Origin of the sequence: Rhizobium esperanzae, assembly GCF_014197615.1 — a bacterium.
Taxonomy (GTDB): Bacteria; Pseudomonadota; Alphaproteobacteria; order Rhizobiales; family Rhizobiaceae; genus Rhizobium; species Rhizobium esperanzae_A.
In genome coordinates this window covers 35,981-54,298 of the sequence record NZ_JACIFY010000013.1, presented here as the reverse complement: position 1 = coordinate 54,298, position 18,318 = coordinate 35,981, and the positions used below count along the sequence as shown (strand labels likewise).

Here is an 18,318-nt window from a genome sequence, read left to right as displayed (position 1 = left end):
CCATTCGATATAGGCGGTTCCGACGGAGGTCAAAGATTATCGTGAATTTTGCGAGCTATAACATACAGTACGGCTTTGGTCTTGACGGCAGATACGATCTCGGGCGGATTGCCCGCAGCCTCGAACGTGCGGATGTCATCGCGCTGCAAGAGGTGACCCGCGGCTTCTCGCGCAACGGTTTTGCCGATATGGCGGCCGATGTTGCAGCCCTCTTTCCCGACTATTTCTGGGTGTATGGGCCGGCCTGCGACATGCATGCCGAAGCGGCTCCGGGCGGGCCGGCGCCGGTGCGCGGCACCCGCTTCCAGTTCGGCAACATGGTGCTGTCGCGCTGGCCTGTCGTCTCGACCCGAACGCTGCTTCTGCCGCGCAGCCGGACGATCGGCAAGATCAACCTGCAGCGCGGCGCCACCGAGGCGGTGATCGCAGCACCCGGCGGGGCGATCCGCCTCTACTGCGTCCATCTCGACCACGTCTCCGCCGACGAGCGCATCCGCCAGCTGCAGTTCCTGAATGCCCATATCAACGCCTTCGTTCACGAGGGCGGGTCGCTGACCGGAGGCGGCGAATTCGATCTGCCGGAGCCGCCGCTGCCGGAGGATTACGTCATCATGGGCGATTTCAACATGGAGCCGGAATCGCCGGAATATTGCGCGCTTGCCGGGGCCGGCGGCGGATATTACGGCCGGATCGCCAGGATCGGCACGCCGGTCGACGCCTTTGCGGCGCTTCAGGCCTATCGGCCGGAGAGCTATAGCTGGATGGATCCCGAAGATCACGGCAAACGCATGCATCTCGACTATTGCTTCGTCAGTTGCGGCCTTGTCGGCCGGTTGAAATCCGCCCGGATCGACACGCAATCCGTCGGCTCCGATCATTTCCCGCTCTGGGTCGAGATCGGCGATTAATGGAGACGCCGCCGAGCCGGCGGCATCTCCTTTTACGTGAGCATGATGTTCGTCCGAAAATCGCTCACACTTTTCGGCATCATGCTGTGTCAGGCAACCTTCCGCTGCTGCAGCATGCCCGGCTGCAGCACGGTTTCGATGTGCGAAACCATGGTGTTGCGGGCGAAACAATAGATTTCGCCGCAGCCCACCATGCGGAAACCGAGCTTCTCCTGCAGCCGCAGCGACGCCGGGTTGTCGGCGAAGACGCCGGAATGAACCGGCGTCTCCGGCATGCGGCGCGAGAAGCGCTCGATGATCGCCGCCACCGCCTCGCTCATATAGCCGCGCCGCCAGTAGTAGCGGTTCAGCCAGTAGCCGAGGTGCCAGCGGCCGTGGCGCAGCTCGATCGAGACATTGCCGATATGGACATCGTCCCTACCGGTGATCGCCAGCGGCCAGTCCGGCAGAGTGCCGGAGGTGACCGGCATCAGCCAGTCCAGCGCATCCTGCCGGTCGAACGGCGCGGGGACGCGGGACAGCATGCGCGTGACCGCGAAATCGGAGAGCGATTCCGCGATCGCAGGCGCATCGCTCAGCCGGTGAGGGCGGAGCGTCAGCCGGGCCGTCGAGATGACAGGCGCGGGGCCGGGCATCATCGGCGTGGTCTCCGGCCTTTGCAGCGCGGTCGTGCTCATGCGATGTTCCCCCAGCTTCGGAGCGATATCCAGGTCTTGCGGTCGAGCCTGTACCATTCCACCGGCACGTTGCTGCCGAGCGCCAGCGAGGCGGCGAGCCCCGATCCCTGGAACTGGAAGCCGCACTTCTGAATGACGCGGCGCGAGGCGACGTTCATCACCCGGCAGCGGGCGTCGATCTGATCGACGTTTTCGCGGGTTCTGAACACCATATCGACCAGGGCATGGCAGGCCTCGGTCGTATAACCCTTGTTCCAATGGGGTTCGCCCAGCCAGTACCCGATTTCGACGGTCCTGCCATCGGCATGCGGCTCGACACCGCAGCAGCCGATAAAGGCGCCGTTTTCGGCTTTGGTGATGGCATAGACGCATTTGCCAATCTCGCCATTTCGCGTACGCCAAACAAAGTCGGCGGCATCATCGGCGGTATAGGGATGCGGCATACGCGATACCATGGTGGCGACTTTGGCGTTGTTGGCGAGATGGGCAAGGGCGTCGATGTCTTCTTCGTGGGGCGCGCGCATGACGAGCCTTTCCGATAGTAAGACAGGGCAATCGGTCCTTAACCGCTCCGGCCTCAGCCGTTCCATGGGAGACCGCTGGTCTTCCCGGGGAGACCGTGATTGGTCTGCCCTCAACAATTCGCCTTGCATGTTCAGTCCTCCTGTTTGGACAAAGAAAAAGGGGAGATGGCGCCCCATCTCCCCTGTTTTCTGAACTGAACCTGGTACGGCCAGCCGGGTCGATGAGACGCCGGCTGTTTTAGAGCGCTACCGGCTTATTCCGCTGCTTCCGCTTTCGGCATGACAGACACGTAGACGCGACCGTTGGCCTTCGTTCGGTAGTTCACATTGCCGGCGGTAAGTGCAAAAATCGTGTGATCCTTGCCGAGGCCGACGTTGGAACCCGGATGCCACTGCGTCCCGCGCTGACGCACGAGGATGTTGCCTGCGATGACGGCTTCCCCGCCGAACTTCTTCACGCCAAGGCGCTTGGATTCGGAATCGCGACCGTTGCGCGAGGAACCGCCAGCTTTTTTGTGTGCCATTGGAGTTCTCCTTTAAACCTGAAACCCGTTGATCTTACTTGGCAGCCACGATGTCCGTGATACGGACGACCGTGTGATGCTGACGATGGCCGCGCGAACGCTTCGAATTCTGACGGCGGCGCTTCTTGAAGGCGATGACCTTCTTGCCGCGGTTCTGTTCGACGACTTCTGCCTTGACAGAGGCGCCGGTAACGAAGGGCGCACCGATCGCAGCGTCGGCGCCTTCGCCGATCACGAGCACTTCGGTGAATTCAATGGAATCGCCAGCGGTGGCTTCCAGCTTTTCGATGGTCAGCACGTCGTTGGCTGCCACACGGTACTGTTTACCGCCGGTCTTGATGACTGCGAACATTTTTTATCCTTTCATGTTCGTTCCAGCTCTCCTCGCTCCTTGAGCAAGGCGGCCGTCTTTTTATCAGTCGAAGTTAAGCAGGGATTTCAGAGGGAACCTCGAACTCTTCCTGCCGGTGAAGTGTCCCACGCGAGCGCGAGACGAGCAAGGCACGGATTTCTCCAAACCTATTGCGCAGCCGAGATACGCGAGTGTCAAAAAGGTGTCAAGGCAAAAGGATGGAATGCTTCGACTTTTCGGCTTGCCAACCCGTCATATGCTCGTTATGAGAACGCCCGCGCCGAACAAGCGCCGACCAGACCGCGGAGAGGTGGCAGAGTGGTCGAATGCACCGCACTCGAAATGCGGCATACCTGCAAGGGTATCGTGGGTTCAAATCCCACCCTCTCCGCCACTTGGACCGTAAGGCCGCGATCTACTGATTTCGCTCAAATTGCCAGGCCAAGCGGGGCTGCTGCATTTCGCGCCTCATCGAAGCGCCCGCGAATTTGACGTGACCGTCCGTTCAAGACTGTGACAGGATCATTCAGTCGAACACGACGCGGTCGGTTGGCATGGATGGTTGCTCACGACCCTTCGGGCATGAGAGGGGTGTCGCCTACCTTGTCGATTGCCGCCCAAGGCATGGCGTTGTCAGCGTCGAGCGGTTCGAGGATCACGCTATGGCCGACCCGGCCGACCCGGACCTCCTTGCCTTCGAAGCGAAACTCTTTTGGCAGGCGCAGGGCCTAGCTGCGCCCATGTGTGAATAGCTTGGCGGTCGCGCTCATCGTGACGTTCCACTGGTAGATACTTATTAATATCCATCATGTGTCGAGAGCTGTGGTCACTCGTTTCCATCAAGCCAATCTTCGTGTCCATGCCGGAGGCGGACAACAAGGACATCGCCATTCTCTTCGATTGTGTAAACGACGAGATGCGCCTTGAAGGGATGAATGCGCATAGGCGGCGAAATCTCAGGACGCTCTCGCGCCATTCGGGGATTGGCAGCAATCAGGTCGAAAATGGCGTAAAGCTCGTCATGGTAGCGCCGCGCTTGCGCCGGCCCGAACAGCCGGATTCCCGCCTCGACAATGCCGATCATGTCTTCTTCGGCTTCTTTTGTGAGGTGAAACCCCATCGTCAGTTGCCGCGGGAGGCTTCAACGCGTGCCCGCGCTGCCTCAAAAAGCTCGTCCTTCGAGCGTGTACCGACGCCGCTCTTCAGCCCCTCATCGACAAATCGCTGCATGGCGGCGATCTTATCTTTTCGCTCCTGATCCTTGCGGATAAGGTCGCGGACATAATCGCTCGCGTTGGCATAGCGGCCCGTTTTGGTTTGCGCCTCGACCCAGTCTTTCATCGGGCCGGGCAGGGATACATTCATCGTCGCCATATCGGCCTCCTTATTTTGTAGCGTGACACAATTTGGCAAAGTTTGTCAATTTTGATCGCCCCCGCGTTATTCGATAGTGCGACGCCCAGACACGCCCGCCCGCCTGGAAAATTCCGCTGATAGGACATCATATGCCCGAAGATCGGTACGAATATCCCGGTTCTTCGCCAAATACGCACGGGCGATTTCCTGCCTCAGCGCGGACATACGGCGGCGTTCCTCAAGCTGCCGTCAAGTTCGGCGCGGTCTCGTGTCCGGCTTAACGCAGCAGGCTCCAGAAGCCGTGCTTATTTCCATGTTGGCGTTTCAGCTCGACAAGATAGGCGTCGTGCGGCCGGGCGCTGCCGAAATCGTCGATATGAGGGGCCAGCGACGCGCATTCCGCCAGATGGCGGGCGGCATGCTTGTAACGGCTGGATCGGCCGTAATCGAGGGCGAAGCCGATCATTGCCCGCAGCAGCATGGTTGCCGCGAGCGGATATTTCTCCTGCAGCATCTCGGCGGCCGGTGTCATCAGCTCGTACAGGTTGCCGTCCAGTTCGGCCTGGCGCCTGGAGATGAGTTTTGCTGCCTCGGCATGTGCGGGCCAGGTGAGGAAAAAGGCAAGCGCCGGGTGAACATCCGGAAAACCATGGACGAAGGCGAATGCCTTCTCCTCGGCCTCGATATCGTCGAAGTCGGGGAGCCTTCGCAGGAAAGCGCGAAGGTGCTCGCCATTCAGCGACTGCTCGAAGCGTTGCCATTGATAGGCTCGCGCTTCCTCCTCCCGTCCCAGGGCATCGAGCGCCTCGACGCGGGCGCGCTCCCATTCATAAGGCAGTTCGAACCGCCCCCGGTGATCGGCGGCGTCCAAAATCTCCAATGCTTCCCCGGCGCGTCCAGCCAGGAGCAAACGGTCGGCGATCTCGGTTGCGATCGTCGGCGCCCTTAACGTCTCTTTCGGCTGCTGGGCGATGAAGGCATCGACATCGTTCTCGGCATCGGCAATTTCCTGCAGAGCGATTCGCGCCGTCTGTTGCCGATGGCGGGCGTAGATCTCGTCCCTGAAAATCGGCTCGTTGCCGCCCCAGCCGAAAATCTCCCGGTCGGCATCGGCGGGCTTCTCCTCCGCTTCGTTCGACCATTGCACCAGGAGGCTCTTCAGCCGTTCCAGGCCGTCTTTGCCCAGTGCCGGAACCATTTCGGCGATCAGCGGATCATATTGGCCGTGGTCGTTATCCTGCAGCGCATCGAAGACCCTGTCGGCAAGGACATCGGTACCGATAGAAGCGGCGCTGGCGATGACGCCGGCATCGGCGCATGCCTGATGGAAGGTATCGAGGAACACGCTGTCACCGCTGCCGGATCGCTCGAATATCGTGTGGGCGACGGCAAGGAATTGCCAGATGAGATCGAACGCCTCCTTCGGATCGTCGGCGGCGACGACCGTGACGATCGTCGATCGCTGCGTTTCGAGGTCGGTATTGATCGCCTTCACCTTATGCCATTCGATGAAGCTGCGGGCTCGCGCGATGCTGGCGAGGCGCTTGCGCACCTCACGCGCCACTTCGGCACTGCCGTGATTGCCGGCAAGCTCCATGCGAAGCCGGCGTTTGTGGGCGGCGCTGCCGGTGCTGATTTCGATCAGCAGTTCGGCGAGACGCTGCGCACCGAGGGCCTCCAGGTTTTTCGCGTTGAGAGTTGTCTTTGCTGCCATGGCCATCGCTATCGTTTCAGGCCGACAGTATCTCAGCGTTTCGGTCAGTCCAAGGTGTCGGGTGCGGAGACGCCGGGATAATTCCAGCTGCGACCATAGACCGAATTCGTATGACTTTATCGGCGCTTAGTCTCGCCGAATCATCGCCGTTAGCTAAAAAATAACGCTGCCTCGTAACGACTCCTAAAGCCGGTTTTGGCACCTTCTTGTTATCGATATTTGCTTTCAAATTTTTCGGCTGGGGTTTGTCATGAGTCACAATAAAGACGCCTGGGTCAGCCAGCGCGCTTATTCACTGTGGGAATTTGAAGGCAGGCCGGATGGGCGCGGCGAAAGCCATTGGGCGCAGGCGCTGAGGGAATTCGAGCAGCTGGAATTGACCAAGGCCTCGCCCGATGGAAACGACCTCATCGAGAAGCTGAAGGCAGCCGGGCGGCTGATGCGGGTTTATGACGAGCCGGCGCCCGACGTCGTCGATGACGACGACCGGCAGCTGAAAGCGGCCCGTTAGACTGCCAGGACTTCGAACTAACGGCATTCCAGGCGCACGATCGGCCTTGTCGGCAGGCGTCTCGCCACCTCGACGAAACCTTCATCAAGAAACATCGAGAGCGCTCCCGGATAGAGGTCGCCCACTCTCGAGGCGCGGAGCTGGTCGACGGGGTACGCCTCGAGGCATTCGGCGCCATTTGCCCGTGCGAATTCGACGGCATGGTTCAAGAGCCGCCGCGACAGGCCCTGCCGCCGGAATGGCTTGCGGACGATGAAGCAAGTGATCGACCAGACCGGCCTGTCATCGACCGCAGCAAAGGGTTTCGAGCGGTGCAGCCGGTCGAAGACGACTCGCGGCGCCACGCCGCACCAACCGGCCGGCTCGTTCTCGTGATAGGTGAGAATGCCCGGCGGGCGCGGCTGGGCGAGCAGGCTTCGAAACCAGCTGCGATTTCCCTCGCCCCATCCGGCCTTGTAGTCGGCATTCGGAAGATACCAGTAGGCGCAGCGGCAATTGCGGCCGTCGGCGCAATCGTCGAACACCGCTTCTATATCGGCCAGGCGGTCTGTTGTGGCGGGGACGAAAGAGAAACGATCCTGCATAACGATCCTGCATACCGGCAAATTATGGCGCGGGCGGGCGGTCGACAATCGGCCGGGCGTGTTCCATCACGGCTGGCGAGCGGCCCAGTTCAGGCCGCGCCGCAGGATGAGGGGCATATAGGGATGGTCGAATTCGGCCGCGACATGGCCGAGCGCGGAATAGAAGATGCGGCCGGCGCCGAAATGGCGCTTGAAGACAACAGGCATCACGACATTGCGGGCGGCCGGATCGTAGGCGCCGGTGAAGGTGGTGGTCGCCAGGATTTCGACAGTGGGATCGTAATGGAGGTAATATTGCTCCGAACGGTAATCGAAATCGGGAATGCCCTCCATGACAGGATCGTCCTGGCGGGTGACGGCGACGCGGAAGTCGATGATGTTGCCGGGATGGGCAACCCAGGTGACGCCGGAGACATAGCGGAAAGGCGCGCTTTCCTTGAAGGAAGTAGCGAGCGCGCCGTGATGGCCGGCAAGCCCCAGCCCGCCGCGCACCGCTTCGACCAGGGCGCTGGCATGGGGCTTTTCGAGCGTTTCGCCGGTGATGATCGGCACCAGCAGATCTGTTCTGGCAAGCGCCGGAGATCCGAATATGCCGAGATCGCCGGTAACCTCCACCGCAAAACCGTCCTCGCGCAGGAGATCGGCGACGATCTCGGCGCATTGCTCCGGCTCATGGCCTTGCCATCCGCCCCAAACGACCAATGCTTTCCTCATTCGCGCGCTCCCTGGCTGACGGCTGCGGACCGTTGCATCACATGGTGGTAAAGCCCCTTAAAACGGGCGATCATGCAAATCACGCGAATAATTCGCCATTGCCGATCCGGCAGAGAACATGGGGCCGGGGCGTTCGGCATTTGACCTATTGTCCTTTCCTGCCTATCGCAATTCCTTCTTTTTATTGACGTGTATCTCGTCTAGGTTTCTTTTATCTCTCGCTAACAATAAGGGTGGTGCATGGCAGGTGAAACGGTTCTTGTGGTCGGCGGCGCCGGCTATATCGGCTCGCATACGTGTCTCGACCTGGCGAACAAGGGCTACAAGCCTGTCGTCTTCGATAATTTTTCGAACGGCCATCGCGAGTTCGTCAAATGGGGCCCGGCCGAGGAAGGCGATATTCGCGATCGCGCCCGGCTGGACGAGGTGCTCGCCAAGCACAAGCCGGCGGCGATCCTGCATTTTGCGGCGCTGATCGAGGTCGGCGAATCGGTCAAGGATCCGGTTTCCTTCTATGAGAACAATGTCATCGGCACGCTGACGCTGCTTTCGGCGGCGCAGGCGGCCGGCATCAACGCCTTCGTCTTCTCCTCCACCTGCGCCACCTACGGTCTGCCGCAGAGCGTGCCGCTCGATGAGACGCACCGGCAGGTTCCGATCAATCCCTACGGGCGGACGAAATATATCGTCGAGCAGGCGCTTGCCGATTACGACCAGTACCGGAGCCTGCGCTCGGTGGTGCTGCGTTATTTCAATGCGGCCGGCGCCGATTTCGAAGGCCGGATCGGCGAATGGCACCAGCCGGAGACGCATGCGATACCTCTGGCGATCGATGCCGCACTCGGCCGCCGCCAAGGCTTCAAGGTGTTCGGCAGCGATTACGAGACGCGCGACGGCACCTGCGTGCGCGACTATATCCATGTGCTCGATCTTGCCGATGCGCATGTGCGTGCCGTCGAATATCTGCTGAAGGGCGGGGATTCCGTCGCGCTCAACCTCGGCACCGGCACCGGCACGACGGTGAAGGAGTTGCTCGGCGCGATCGAAGATGTATCGAACCGGCCTTTCCCGGTCGAATATATCGGCCGGCGCGAAGGCGATTCGCATACGCTGGTCGCCAATAACGACAAGGCGCGTGACGTGCTCGGCTGGGTGCCGCAGTATGATCTGTCCGAGATCATCCGTTCCGCCTGGAACTGGCATGCAAAATCCAACCAGCACTGAGCCAACCCGCGCCGAGAAGGCGCGTCGGCCGAACATTTTGCTGATCACCGCGGATCAATGGCGCGGCGATTGCCTGTCGGCTGCCGGTCATGCTTGCGTGAAAACGCCCAATGTCGATGCCTTGGCGCGGGAGGGTACGCTGTTCCGGCGGCATTATGCCGGGGCGGCACCCTGCTCGCCGGCCCGGGCGACCCTCTATACCGGCCTCTATCAGATGAACCATCGCGTCTGCCGCAACGGTTCGCCGCTCGACGCCCGCTTCGACAATCTGGCGCTGGCCGCGCGCCGGGCGGGATACGACCCGACTTTGTTCGGCTACACCGACACGGCGCCCGATCCGCGCGGGATGGATGCCAACGATCCGCATCTGACGACCTATGAAGGCCTGTTGCCGGGCTTTACGGCTCGCCAGCTTCTGCCGGAGCACGAGAGGCAATGGCTCTCATGGCTCCGCTCCCGCGGCCATGCCAATGCTGTCAGCCGTGACATCCATATTCCCGTCGGCGCGGCGCCGGGAGAAATTTCCGATGCGGCGCCGGCCTATTCCAGCGACGAGACCCAGACGGCGTTCCTGGCCGGCGAGTTCATCCGCTGGCTGGGTGAGCAGGATCGGCCGTGGTTTGCCCATGTCTCCTTCCTGCGCCCGCATCCGCCATTCTCGGTGCCGGAGCCGTTCAACCGGATGGTCAAGCCGGGCGAGGGGCCGGCTTTTGCACGGGCGGTAAATCGCGACGCGGAAGAGGCAGGTCATCCCTATCTCGCCTTCGCCATGCCGCGCACCGACAAGGGCAGCTTCATCCACGGCGCAAAGGGACCGCTCGGCAACTGGAACAGCGAGGATTTCGCCGCGATCAGGGCGATCTATTACGGCATGATATCGGAGGTCGATGCGCAGCTCGGCCGTATCTGGCAGGCGCTGAAGGATGCGGGCGCCTGGGACGATACGCTTGTTGTCCTCACGTCGGACCATGCCGAGATGGCGGGCGATCACTGGACGCTGGGGAAGGGCGGTTTCTTCGACGGCAGCTATCATATTCCGCTTGTCATTCGCGATCCTTCAAGCGGCGCGGCCGGCGGGCTCGTCGACGATTTCACCAGCGCTGCGGATATTTTTCCGACTCTCTGCGAAAGGCTCGGCATCGAGGCGGAGAACGGGCTCGACGGCCGGTCGCTGATGCCGTTTGTCAATGGCAGCAGCGGGGCGGACTGGCGGGACGCAGCCTTCTGGGAGTTCGACTTCCGCGATATCGCCGAGGGCCAGGCGGAACAGCATTTCGGGCTCAGGTCCAACGAGTGCAATCTCGCAGTAATCCGTGACGCACGGTTCAAATACGTGCATTTTGCCGGCTTGCCGCCGCTGCTCTTTGATCTCCGCGACGATCCGATGGAGCTCGACAATGTCGCGGCCGACCCGGCCTATGCGGCGATCCGGCTTGAATATGCCGAAAAGCTGCTGTCGCTGCGAGCGCGGCATCTCGACCAGACGCTTGCCTATACCGAGCTGACGGAAAAAGGGCCGGTGACGCGCCGGCCCTGAAGTTAGAGCGGTTCAGCTTTTCATGGAAGTGTAGAACCGCTCTACCCTTTTGTTCTTAAGCAATCCCGGACGGAAAACCGCTTCACACTTTTCCTGGAATTGCTTTAGAGCGCCGCGCGTCCCAAAGGACGCGCGAAGTCGGGGCTAAGCACTTTACCCGAGATAATCACGCTTGCCGATCGGCGCACCCTGGTTGCGCAGGATGGCGTGGGCGGTCGCGACGTGGAAATAGAAATTCGGCAGGGCGAAGACGGTGACATATTCGTCACCGGGCAGCACGATGCCGCTGTTGCCCGGCAGGGTGATCTGACGGCTTTCGACGCCTTCCAGCGCTTCCTTTGAGAAGCCGGCGAGATAGGCTTCGGTCTTTGCCAGGCGCTCGCGAAGCTCGTCGAACGTCTTCTCATTGTCCTCGAACTTCGGGGCCTCGGTGGCGGTCAGGCGGGCGAGGGTGAATTTGGCGCTGTCGCTGGCGCGCTGATACTGGCCGGAGAGCGGCAGCATGTCAGGCGCAAGACGCGCAGCGACCAAGATCGTCGGATCGATATTCTTTTCCTTCGCATAGGCTTCGGCCTTGTCGAGATAGGTTTTCAGGCTGGCAAGGCCGCGCTGGAACATCGGAACGGTGAGGCGATAGATCGAAATGGACATTTGTCCTGTCTCCAAAATCTTTAAATGACCGGCCGCATCGAGAAATCGAAGACGCCTGCGGCCCGGCCTTGTCTTCGACCTCCCATAAATGGATGCGGCCCTCGTCTTTCACAACAGCGGCATGCGGGCGCCGATCATGAAGTCCGTGGCATTGCAGCTTTATCCATGCCTCGTCGCCGCTAAAGAGGCTTGACGCCGTTCCCAGAAAATGGAATGAATATTCCGAAGAGCAAATTTTACGGTTTGTTTGTTCCGTTTTGCGGAAGCGCCGCGGGAGAGGCGGCGCGAGGGAATTACGGCTTCAGGGCAAATGCCTGGAGCTCCGGCGTGAGGAGGGTGCAGCCGGGCACCGCTTTGTGGAGGAAGTGAAAATGAAAAAGTTTATCCTGGGCACTGCGATGGCGCTCGTCATGTCGACGGCCGCGCACGCAGAAACCGTCGGCGTCTCGATGGCGAAATTCGACGACAACTTCTTGACCGTTCTGCGCAACGGCATGACCGATTATGCAAAGACGCTTTCCGGCGTGACACTGCAGGTCGAAGACGCACAGAACGACGTTTCCAAGCAGCAGAGCCAGATCCAGAATTTCATCGCCTCCAAGGTCGATGCAATCATCGTCAACCCTGTCGATACCGACGCAACCACGGCAATGTCCAAGCTCGCCGCCGATGCCGGCATTCCGCTTGTCTACGTCAACCGCCAGCCGGTCAATGTCGACACGCTGCCGGACAAGCAGGCCTTCGTCGCCTCCAACGAGCAGGAATCCGGCACGCTGGAAACCAAGGAAATCTGCCGCATTCTCGGTGGCAAGGGCAAGGCCGTCGTCATCATGGGCGAGCTTTCCAACCAGGCTGCACGCATGCGCACCCAGGACGTTCATGACGTCGTCAAGACCGATGAATGCAAGGGCCTTGAGATCGTCGAAGAGCAGACGGCCAACTGGGACCGCACCCAGGGCGCCGACCTGATGACCAATTGGTTGTCCAGCGGCATCGAATTCGACGCCGTCATCTCCAACAACGACGAAATGGCGATTGGCGCCATCCAGGCGCTGAAGGCTGCCGGCAAGGACATGACCAAGGTCGTCGTCGGTGGCGTCGACGCCACGCAGGACGCGCTTGCCGCCATGCAGGCCGGCGATCTCGACGTCACCGTCTTCCAGGACGCTGCCGGCCAGGGCAAGGGCTCGCTCGACGCTGCGCTCAAGCTCGCCAAGGGCGAAAAGATCGAGAAGAAGGTCTATATTCCCTTCCAGCTCGTCACCCCTGCCAACGTCAAGGACTTCGTCACCAAGAACTGAGACGAGTGCCAACAGGATGCGGGCTCTGCCCGCATCCTTTCCGCCTGTCCGTATTTGGAGGAGATGAGATGGCCGTCAGCCCGACAACCATGGCCGCCGTGCGTGCGAGCGGCGCAGTTCCGAATGCGGAATATCTGCTGAGCGCCGAGGGCGTTCGCAAGGAATTTCCCGGTGTCGTCGCCCTCGACGACGTCCAGTTCCGGCTGAAGCGCGCCTCCGTGCATGCGCTGATGGGCGAAAACGGCGCCGGCAAATCGACATTGATGAAGATCCTTGCCGGCATCTACATACCCGACAAGGGCGATATCCGCCTGAAAGGCGTCGAAATCCGGCTGAAATCTCCGCTCGACGCGCTGGAAAACGGCATTGCCATGATCCATCAGGAGCTGAACCTGATGCCGTTCATGACGGTCGCGGAAAATATCTGGATCCGCCGCGAACCGAAGAACCGCCTCGGCTTCGTCGATCACGGCGTCATGCACCGCATGACCGAGGAACTGTTTACCCGGCTCAATATCGACATCGATCCCGATATCGAGGTCCGGCACCTGTCGGTCGCCAACCGGCAGATGGTCGAGATCGCCAAGGCGGTCTCCTATAATTCCGACGTGCTGATCATGGACGAGCCGACCTCGGCGCTGACCGAGCGCGAGGTCGAGCATCTCTTCCGCATCATCCGCGACCTCAGGGCCCAGGGCATCGGCATCGTCTACATCACCCACAAGATGAACGAGCTGTTCGAGATCGCCGACGAGTTCTCCGTCTTCCGCGACGGCCGATATATCGGCACGCATGCTTCGACCGACGTCACCCGCGACGACATCATCCGCATGATGGTCGGGCGCGAAATCACCCAGATGTTTCCGAAAGAAGAGGTGCCGATCGGCGAGGTCATGCTCTCCGTTAGGGATCTTTGCCTCAACGGCGTCTTCAGGGACGTCTCCTTCGAGGTGAGGGCGGGCGAGATTCTCGGCGTGGCCGGCCTTGTCGGCTCCGGGCGATCGAATGTCGCCGAAACGCTGTTCGGCGTGACGCCGGCAAGCTCCGGCTCGATCGAGCTCTACGGCAAACCGGTGACGATTTCCTCGCCGACCGAGGCTATCCGCCACCAGATGGCCTTCCTGACCGAGGACCGCAAAGATACCGGCTGTCTGCTGATCCTCGATATTCTCGAAAACATGCAGATCGCCGTTCTGCAGGACAGATATGTCAAGGGCGGTTTCGTGCAGCAGGGCGCAATCGAGGCGACCTGCGAAGACATGGCGAAAAAGCTGCGGGTGAAAACGCCCAATCTCTACGAGCGGGTGGAAAATCTTTCCGGCGGCAATCAGCAGAAAGTGCTGATCGGGCGCTGGCTGCTCACCAATCCGCGGATCCTGATCCTCGACGAGCCGACGCGCGGCATCGATGTCGGCGCCAAGGCGGAAATCCACCGGCTGGTGACGGAGATGGCGCGAAACGGCGTGGCCGTCATCATGATCTCATCCGAAATGCCCGAGGTTCTCGGCATGAGCGACCGCATCATGGTCATGCATGAGGGACGCGTCACCGGTTTCCTCAATCGCGATGAAGCAACGCAGATCAAGGTGATGGAGCTGGCTGCGCAGTGATGCGCCGCCTGCGATCGTCCAAGGGAGGTTTGACATGACTACCAAGGCAGCAGAGGGCGCGGCTCCGCTCGCGACCCGGCAAAGGCGGCGGCGTATGCCGCCCGAGCTCAGCATCTTCCTCGTGCTTGTCGGCATCGCGCTCATTTATGAAGCGCTCGGCTGGATGTTCATCGGCCAGAGCTTTCTTCTGAATTCGCAGCGCCTGACGATCATGATCCTGCAGGTCTCCGTCATCGGCATCATCGCCGTCGGCGTCACGCAGGTCATCATAACAGGCGGCATCGATCTTTCCTCCGGCTCGGTCGTCGGCATGACGGCGATGATCGCGACAAGCTTTGCCCAGTCGTCGACCTGGGGACGGGCGGTGTTTCCGTCACTGACCGACCTGCCGGCCGTTGTGCCGATTATGGTCGGCCTGCTGATCGGGGCGGCAGCGGGTCTGGCGAACGGTGCGCTGATTGCCTACACCAAGATCCCTCCGTTCATCGCGACGCTCGGCATGTTCGTATCGGCCAGAGGTGTGGCCAAGTGGTATACCAAGGGCCAGCCGGTTTCCGGGATCACCGAGCAGTTTCACTTCATCGGGACCAAAGCCTGGCCTGTGGTCGTCTTCCTGGTCGTCGCTCTGATCTTTCACATTGCGCTGCGCTACACCCGCTACGGCAAGTTCACCTATGCCATCGGCGCCAACCCGCAGGCGGCGCGCGTGTCCGGCATCAATATCGAGGCGCATCTCGTCAAGGTCTATGTGATTGCCGGATTACTGGCCGGTCTCGCCGGGATCGTTACGGCGGCACGCGCCGAAACCGCGCAGGCGAGCATGGGCGTCGGCTATGAACTCGATGCGATCGCGGCGACCGTCATCGGCGGCACTTCGCTCACCGGCGGCGTCGGGCGCATCACCGGCACCGTCATCGGCACCATCATCCTCGGCGTCATGACATCGGGCTTCACCTTCCTCAGGATCGACGCCTATTACCAGGAGATCGTCAAGGGCTTCATCATCGTCGCGGCTGTCGTCATCGACGTCTACCGGCAGAAGAAGCGCCGCAAGCACTGATCCGACGGTGCGATCGATGATTTTTACGGGGGCTTCGGCCCCCGTTCCATTTTGGCGTCGATGACGGGTTTCTAAAAAAAGAGGTGGCGAATTTCGTCAGCTTTCCTATTCTGCCGGTTCATTCGCCCTCTGCAGCGCCGCGCGTCCGAAGAGACGTGCAAAGGACGCTGCAGCACTTTGAATGCTGCGTAATTCTATTCTTAAATCGAACCCGATTTAAGGGATTGTGCGGTAGGGCAGCGCAGGAAGACAGATGCAATTCGTATTTGACGGTCACAACGACGTTCTCCTTCGACTTTGGACACATGCAAAAGACGGCAGCGACCCGATCGCGGAATTCGCGGAGGGTACGACGGTCGGCCATATCGATGCCCGTCGCGCCAGAGAGGGCGGCCTTTCCGGCGGTCTCTGCGCCATCTACATTCCCTCGGGCGATCTCGTTTTCGCCGATCCGGATGCAGAGGGTCGTTATATCACGCCGATGGCGGCGCCTCTCGATCCGCTGCCGTCCCTTGCCATCGCCACCGAAATGGCGGCGATCGCGCTGCGGCTCGACCAGGCCGGCGCCTGGCGGCTCTGCCGGACGGTGAAGGATATCCGCGGCGCCATGGCGGACGGTATTTTTGCCGCCGTCATGCATATGGAAGGCTGCGAGGCGATCGGCGCCGATCTTTCGGCGCTCGAAGTGTTCTATGCGGCGGGGCTGCGGTCGCTCGGGCCGGTTTGGAGCCGGCACAATGTCTTCGGCTACGGCGTACCCTTCGCCTTTCCGATGTCGCCGGATACAGCCCCCGGCCTGACCGATGCCGGCTTCGCGCTGGTGAGGGAATGCAATCGCCTCGGCATCCTGATCGACCTTGCCCATATTACCGAGAAGGGTTTCTGGGACGTGGCGAAAACGACGGACCAGCCGCTGGTCGCCAGCCATTCCAACGCCCATGCACTGACGCCGGTGGCGCGCAATCTGACCGACAGGCAGCTCGATGCGATCCGCGAAAGCCACGGGCTCGTCGGCATCAACTATGCCACCGCCATGCTGCGTCCTGACGGCCGCTCGGACAGCGACACGCCGCTTGCCGATATGATCCGCCACATCGACTATCTGGTGAACCGCATCGGCATCGACTGCGTCGGCCTCGGATCGGACTTCGACGGCGCAACCATTCCGGAAGAAATCGGCGACGCGGCCGGCAATCAGAAGCTGATTGCCGCTCTCCAGGAGGTTGGATATGGTGAGGCCGATCTGACGAAACTTGCCCGTGAAAATTGGCTTCGTATTCTGGCACAAGCTTGGCGGGAGGACCACGCCTAAAGCGCCGTGCGCCTCTGGACGCGCTCGGAACGGACAATAGTTTAATGTGAGATGACCGACAAAACGCTTCGTAATCAATCAAGAACAGGGGAACAGACCATGATGATCACCAAGCTCAGCCGCAATTTCCGCCTGCTTTCCGCAGGAGCCGCTCTTTCCCTCCTGATGATGGCCGCACCCTGCGCCTTCGCCGAAACGCCCAAGGATACGCTGGTCGAAGGCTTTGCCATCGACGATATCATCACGATGGATCCGGGCGAGGCTTTCGAGCTGTCGACCGCCGAAATCACCAGCAACAGCTACAGCCTGCTCGTCCGTCTCGACATGGACGACACCTCCAAGGTGAAGGGCGATCTGGCCGAGAGCTGGAGCGTTTCCGATGACGGTCTCACCTATACGTTCAAGCTGAAGCCCGGCATGAAATTCGCTTCGGGCAATCCAGTCACCGCCGAAGATGTCGCCTGGTCGTTCGAGCGCGCCGTCAAGCTCGACAAGAGCCCGGCCTTCATCCTCACCCAGTTCGGCCTGACCGGCGAAAACATTGCCGAAAAGGCCAAGGCGGCCGATGCCAATACCTTCGTCTTCACGGTCGATAAGGCCTATGCGCCGAGCTTCGTGCTGAACTGCCTGACGGCAACGGTCGCGTCGGTCGTCGACAAGAAGCTGGTGCTGGAGCATGTGAAGGCGGTGACGCCGGATGCCGAGCACAAATACGACAATGATTTCGGCAATGAATGGCTGAAGACCGGCTATGCCGGTTCGGGCGCCTACAAGCTGCGCGAATGGCGCGCCAACGAAGTCGTCGTGCTGGAGCGCAACGACAATTATTACGGCGACAAGGCGAAGCTCAACCGCGTCATCTACCGCTACATGAAGGAAAGTTCGGCGCAGCGGCTGGCGCTCGAAGCCGGCGATATCGATATCGCCCGCAACCTCGAGCCGGGCGATATCGACGCCGTTTCGAAGAATGCCGATCTGGCAACGACAAGCGCGCCGAAGGGCACGATCTATTATGTCAGCCTGAACAACAAGAACGAGAATCTGAAGAAGCCCGAGGTCCAGGAAGCCTTCAAATATCTGGTCGACTACGATGCGATCGGCGCGACCCTGATCAAGGGGATCGGCGAAATTCATCAGACCTTCCTGCCGAAGGGCCAACTCGGCGCGCTCGACGAGAACCCCTACAAGCTCGACGTCGCCAAGGCCAAGGAACTGCTCGCCAAGGCCGGCGTGCCCGATGGTTTCTCGATCACCATGGACGTGCGCAACACGCAGCCAGTGACCGGTATTGCCGAATCGATGCAGCAGACGCTGGCGCAGGCCGGCGTGAAGATGGAAATCATCCCGGGCGACGGCAAGCAGACGCTGACCAAATACCGCGCCCGCACCCACGACATGTATATTGGCCAGTGGGGGTCTGATTATTTCGACCCGAATTCCAATGCCGATACCTTTACCGGCAATCCCGACAATTCCGATGCCGGCACGGTGAAGACGCTCGCATGGCGCAACACCTGGGAAGCGCCGGAACTCGACAAGCTCGCCAAGGCCGCCCTTCTGGAGCGCGACGCCGGCAAGCGCGCCGCCATCTACCAGGACATCCAGAAGAAATATCTGGCAAACAGCCCCTTCGTCTTCATCTTCCAGCAGACCGAGGTGGCCGGTTACCGCAAGAACGTGAAGGACTTCAAGCTGGGTCCGAGCTTCGACACCAACTTCGTCGGCCCGATCGCCAAGGAATAATCCTGCAGGATTGATC

General features: G+C 60.8%; 19 protein-coding genes and 1 tRNA gene. 10 read left to right on the top strand and 10 right to left on the bottom strand.

The features are described from left to right. The first annotated feature begins 41 nt into the window (after window positions 1-41). Entirely contained in the window at window positions 42-908 is an 867-nt protein-coding gene (locus tag GGD57_RS18045; RefSeq protein ID WP_184471695.1) for an endonuclease/exonuclease/phosphatase family protein, read from the top strand. A gap of 89 nt (window positions 909-997) precedes the next feature. Here the strand turns inward: GGD57_RS18045 and GGD57_RS18040 are convergent, their stop codons facing one another. From GGD57_RS18040 to rplU, 4 genes are all read right to left on the bottom strand, one after another. After that, window positions 998-1,585, bottom strand: coding sequence for a GNAT family N-acetyltransferase (locus GGD57_RS18040; protein WP_184471694.1), 588 nt, complete (start codon window positions 1,583-1,585; stop codon window positions 998-1,000). After that, window positions 1,582-2,238, bottom strand: coding sequence for a GNAT family N-acetyltransferase (locus GGD57_RS18035; protein ID WP_184471693.1), 657 nt, complete (start codon window positions 2,236-2,238; stop codon window positions 1,582-1,584). The genes GGD57_RS18040 and GGD57_RS18035 overlap by 4 nt, the downstream gene beginning before the upstream one ends. Before the next feature lie 125 nt (window positions 2,239-2,363). Beyond that, entirely contained in the window at window positions 2,364-2,633 is a 270-nt protein-coding gene (rpmA, locus tag GGD57_RS18030; protein ID WP_003567620.1) for a 50S ribosomal protein L27, read from the bottom strand. Between the two features lie 34 nt (window positions 2,634-2,667). Further along, window positions 2,668-2,985, bottom strand: coding sequence for a 50S ribosomal protein L21 (gene rplU / locus GGD57_RS18025; protein WP_003543907.1), 318 nt, complete (start codon window positions 2,983-2,985; stop codon window positions 2,668-2,670). A gap of 304 nt (window positions 2,986-3,289) precedes the next feature. Here rplU and GGD57_RS18020 point away from each other — a divergent pair. After that, window positions 3,290-3,379 (top strand) — tRNA-Ser (locus GGD57_RS18020). A gap of 432 nt (window positions 3,380-3,811) precedes the next feature. Here the strand turns inward: GGD57_RS18020 and GGD57_RS18015 are convergent. The 3 genes from GGD57_RS18015 to GGD57_RS18005 all read right to left on the bottom strand — a co-directional run bounded on the left by GGD57_RS18015 (window position 3,812) and on the right by GGD57_RS18005 (window position 6,055). Then, window positions 3,812-4,105, bottom strand: a complete 294-nt coding sequence (locus GGD57_RS18015) for a type II toxin-antitoxin system RelE/ParE family toxin (protein WP_184471692.1) — start codon at window positions 4,103-4,105, stop codon at window positions 3,812-3,814. 2 nt (window positions 4,106-4,107) lie between these two features. Further along, a complete protein-coding gene (locus GGD57_RS18010; protein WP_184471691.1) occupies window positions 4,108-4,359 on the bottom strand; it encodes a type II toxin-antitoxin system ParD family antitoxin in 252 nt (83 codons plus the stop codon). 259 nt (window positions 4,360-4,618) lie between these two features. Beyond that, window positions 4,619-6,055: a DUF6880 family protein gene (locus GGD57_RS18005; protein ID WP_184471690.1), complete on the bottom strand. Its 1,437-nt coding sequence runs from the start codon at window positions 6,053-6,055 to the stop codon at window positions 4,619-4,621. 250 nt (window positions 6,056-6,305) lie between these two features. On the opposite strand from GGD57_RS18005, the gene GGD57_RS18000 reads away from it, so the two are divergent. Next, window positions 6,306-6,566 carry a DUF2934 domain-containing protein gene (locus tag GGD57_RS18000; RefSeq protein WP_184471689.1) on the top strand — a complete coding sequence of 87 codons (261 nt, stop codon included), beginning with the start codon at window positions 6,306-6,308 and terminating at the stop codon, window positions 6,564-6,566. A gap of 17 nt (window positions 6,567-6,583) precedes the next feature. On the opposite strand, the gene GGD57_RS17995 is transcribed toward GGD57_RS18000, so the two are convergent. Continuing rightward, entirely contained in the window at window positions 6,584-7,150 is a 567-nt protein-coding gene (locus GGD57_RS17995; RefSeq protein WP_184471688.1) for a GNAT family N-acetyltransferase, read from the bottom strand. 66 nt (window positions 7,151-7,216) lie between these two features. Beyond that, window positions 7,217-7,864 (bottom strand): ThuA domain-containing protein, encoded by a 648-nt coding sequence (locus tag GGD57_RS17990; protein ID WP_184471687.1) that lies wholly within the window; start codon window positions 7,862-7,864, stop codon window positions 7,217-7,219. 240 nt (window positions 7,865-8,104) lie between these two features. Here GGD57_RS17990 and galE point away from each other — a divergent pair, with 240 nt between their 5' ends. After that, on the top strand, window positions 8,105-9,088 hold the full coding sequence (gene galE, locus GGD57_RS17985) for a UDP-glucose 4-epimerase GalE (protein WP_184471686.1): 984 nt from the start codon (window positions 8,105-8,107) through the stop codon (window positions 9,086-9,088). Next, window positions 9,066-10,625 (top strand): alkaline phosphatase family protein, encoded by a 1,560-nt coding sequence (locus tag GGD57_RS17980; RefSeq protein ID WP_184471685.1) that lies wholly within the window; start codon window positions 9,066-9,068, stop codon window positions 10,623-10,625. The genes galE and GGD57_RS17980 overlap by 23 nt, the downstream gene beginning before the upstream one ends. A 153-nt stretch (window positions 10,626-10,778) precedes the next feature. Here the strand turns inward: GGD57_RS17980 and GGD57_RS17975 are convergent, their stop codons facing one another. Beyond that, complete coding sequence (locus GGD57_RS17975) at window positions 10,779-11,276, bottom strand: DUF1993 domain-containing protein (RefSeq protein WP_184471684.1); 498 nt, start codon at window positions 11,274-11,276, stop codon at window positions 10,779-10,781. A gap of 371 nt (window positions 11,277-11,647) precedes the next feature. On the opposite strand from GGD57_RS17975, the gene GGD57_RS17970 reads away from it, so the two are divergent. From GGD57_RS17970 to GGD57_RS17950, 5 genes are all read left to right on the top strand, one after another. Next, window positions 11,648-12,577 (top strand): sugar ABC transporter substrate-binding protein, encoded by a 930-nt coding sequence (locus GGD57_RS17970; protein WP_097610425.1) that lies wholly within the window; start codon window positions 11,648-11,650, stop codon window positions 12,575-12,577. A gap of 68 nt (window positions 12,578-12,645) precedes the next feature. After that, window positions 12,646-14,187: a sugar ABC transporter ATP-binding protein gene (locus GGD57_RS17965; RefSeq protein WP_184471683.1), complete on the top strand. Its 1,542-nt coding sequence runs from the start codon at window positions 12,646-12,648 to the stop codon at window positions 14,185-14,187. 34 nt (window positions 14,188-14,221) lie between these two features. Next, window positions 14,222-15,247, top strand: a complete 1,026-nt coding sequence (locus tag GGD57_RS17960) for an ABC transporter permease (protein ID WP_184471682.1) — start codon at window positions 14,222-14,224, stop codon at window positions 15,245-15,247. Window positions 15,248-15,500: 253 nt separating this feature from the next. Next, window positions 15,501-16,559, top strand: coding sequence for a dipeptidase (locus tag GGD57_RS17955; protein ID WP_184471681.1), 1,059 nt, complete (start codon window positions 15,501-15,503; stop codon window positions 16,557-16,559). A gap of 99 nt (window positions 16,560-16,658) precedes the next feature. Next, window positions 16,659-18,302 carry an ABC transporter substrate-binding protein gene (locus tag GGD57_RS17950; RefSeq protein WP_184471680.1) on the top strand — a complete coding sequence of 548 codons (1,644 nt, stop codon included), beginning with the start codon at window positions 16,659-16,661 and terminating at the stop codon, window positions 18,300-18,302. Window positions 18,303-18,318: the final 16 nt, after the last annotated feature.

Excerpts from the sequence above, each read along its gene's own strand:
- GGD57_RS17965 (WP_184471683.1), top strand. The coding sequence starts at position 12,646 with ATGGCCGTCAGCCCGACAACCATGGCCGCCGTGCGTGCGAGCGGCGCA.
- rplU (WP_003543907.1), bottom strand. The coding sequence starts at position 2,985 with ATGTTCGCAGTCATCAAGACCGGCGGTAAACAGTACCGTGTGGCAGCC.
- GGD57_RS17990 (WP_184471687.1), bottom strand. The coding sequence starts at position 7,864 with ATGAGGAAAGCATTGGTCGTTTGGGGCGGATGGCAAGGCCATGAGCCG.
- GGD57_RS18005 (WP_184471690.1), bottom strand. The coding sequence starts at position 6,055 with ATGGCAGCAAAGACAACTCTCAACGCGAAAAACCTGGAGGCCCTCGGT.
- GGD57_RS17995 (WP_184471688.1), bottom strand. The coding sequence starts at position 7,150 with ATGCAGGATCGTTTCTCTTTCGTCCCCGCCACAACAGACCGCCTGGCC.
- GGD57_RS17960 (WP_184471682.1), top strand. The coding sequence starts at position 14,222 with ATGACTACCAAGGCAGCAGAGGGCGCGGCTCCGCTCGCGACCCGGCAA.
- GGD57_RS17950 (WP_184471680.1), top strand. The coding sequence starts at position 16,659 with ATGATGATCACCAAGCTCAGCCGCAATTTCCGCCTGCTTTCCGCAGGA.
- GGD57_RS18015 (WP_184471692.1), bottom strand. The coding sequence starts at position 4,105 with ATGGGGTTTCACCTCACAAAAGAAGCCGAAGAAGACATGATCGGCATT.
- GGD57_RS18010 (WP_184471691.1), bottom strand. The coding sequence starts at position 4,359 with ATGGCGACGATGAATGTATCCCTGCCCGGCCCGATGAAAGACTGGGTC.
- galE (WP_184471686.1), top strand. The coding sequence starts at position 8,105 with ATGGCAGGTGAAACGGTTCTTGTGGTCGGCGGCGCCGGCTATATCGGC.
- GGD57_RS18040 (WP_184471694.1), bottom strand. The coding sequence starts at position 1,585 with ATGAGCACGACCGCGCTGCAAAGGCCGGAGACCACGCCGATGATGCCC.
- GGD57_RS17975 (WP_184471684.1), bottom strand. The coding sequence starts at position 11,276 with ATGTCCATTTCGATCTATCGCCTCACCGTTCCGATGTTCCAGCGCGGC.
- rpmA (WP_003567620.1), bottom strand. The coding sequence starts at position 2,633 with ATGGCACACAAAAAAGCTGGCGGTTCCTCGCGCAACGGTCGCGATTCC.
- GGD57_RS18000 (WP_184471689.1), top strand. The coding sequence starts at position 6,306 with ATGAGTCACAATAAAGACGCCTGGGTCAGCCAGCGCGCTTATTCACTG.
- GGD57_RS17980 (WP_184471685.1), top strand. The coding sequence starts at position 9,066 with ATGCAAAATCCAACCAGCACTGAGCCAACCCGCGCCGAGAAGGCGCGT.
- GGD57_RS17970 (WP_097610425.1), top strand. The coding sequence starts at position 11,648 with ATGAAAAAGTTTATCCTGGGCACTGCGATGGCGCTCGTCATGTCGACG.
- GGD57_RS17955 (WP_184471681.1), top strand. The coding sequence starts at position 15,501 with ATGCAATTCGTATTTGACGGTCACAACGACGTTCTCCTTCGACTTTGG.
- GGD57_RS18035 (WP_184471693.1), bottom strand. The coding sequence starts at position 2,238 with ATGCAAGGCGAATTGTTGAGGGCAGACCAATCACGGTCTCCCCGGGAA.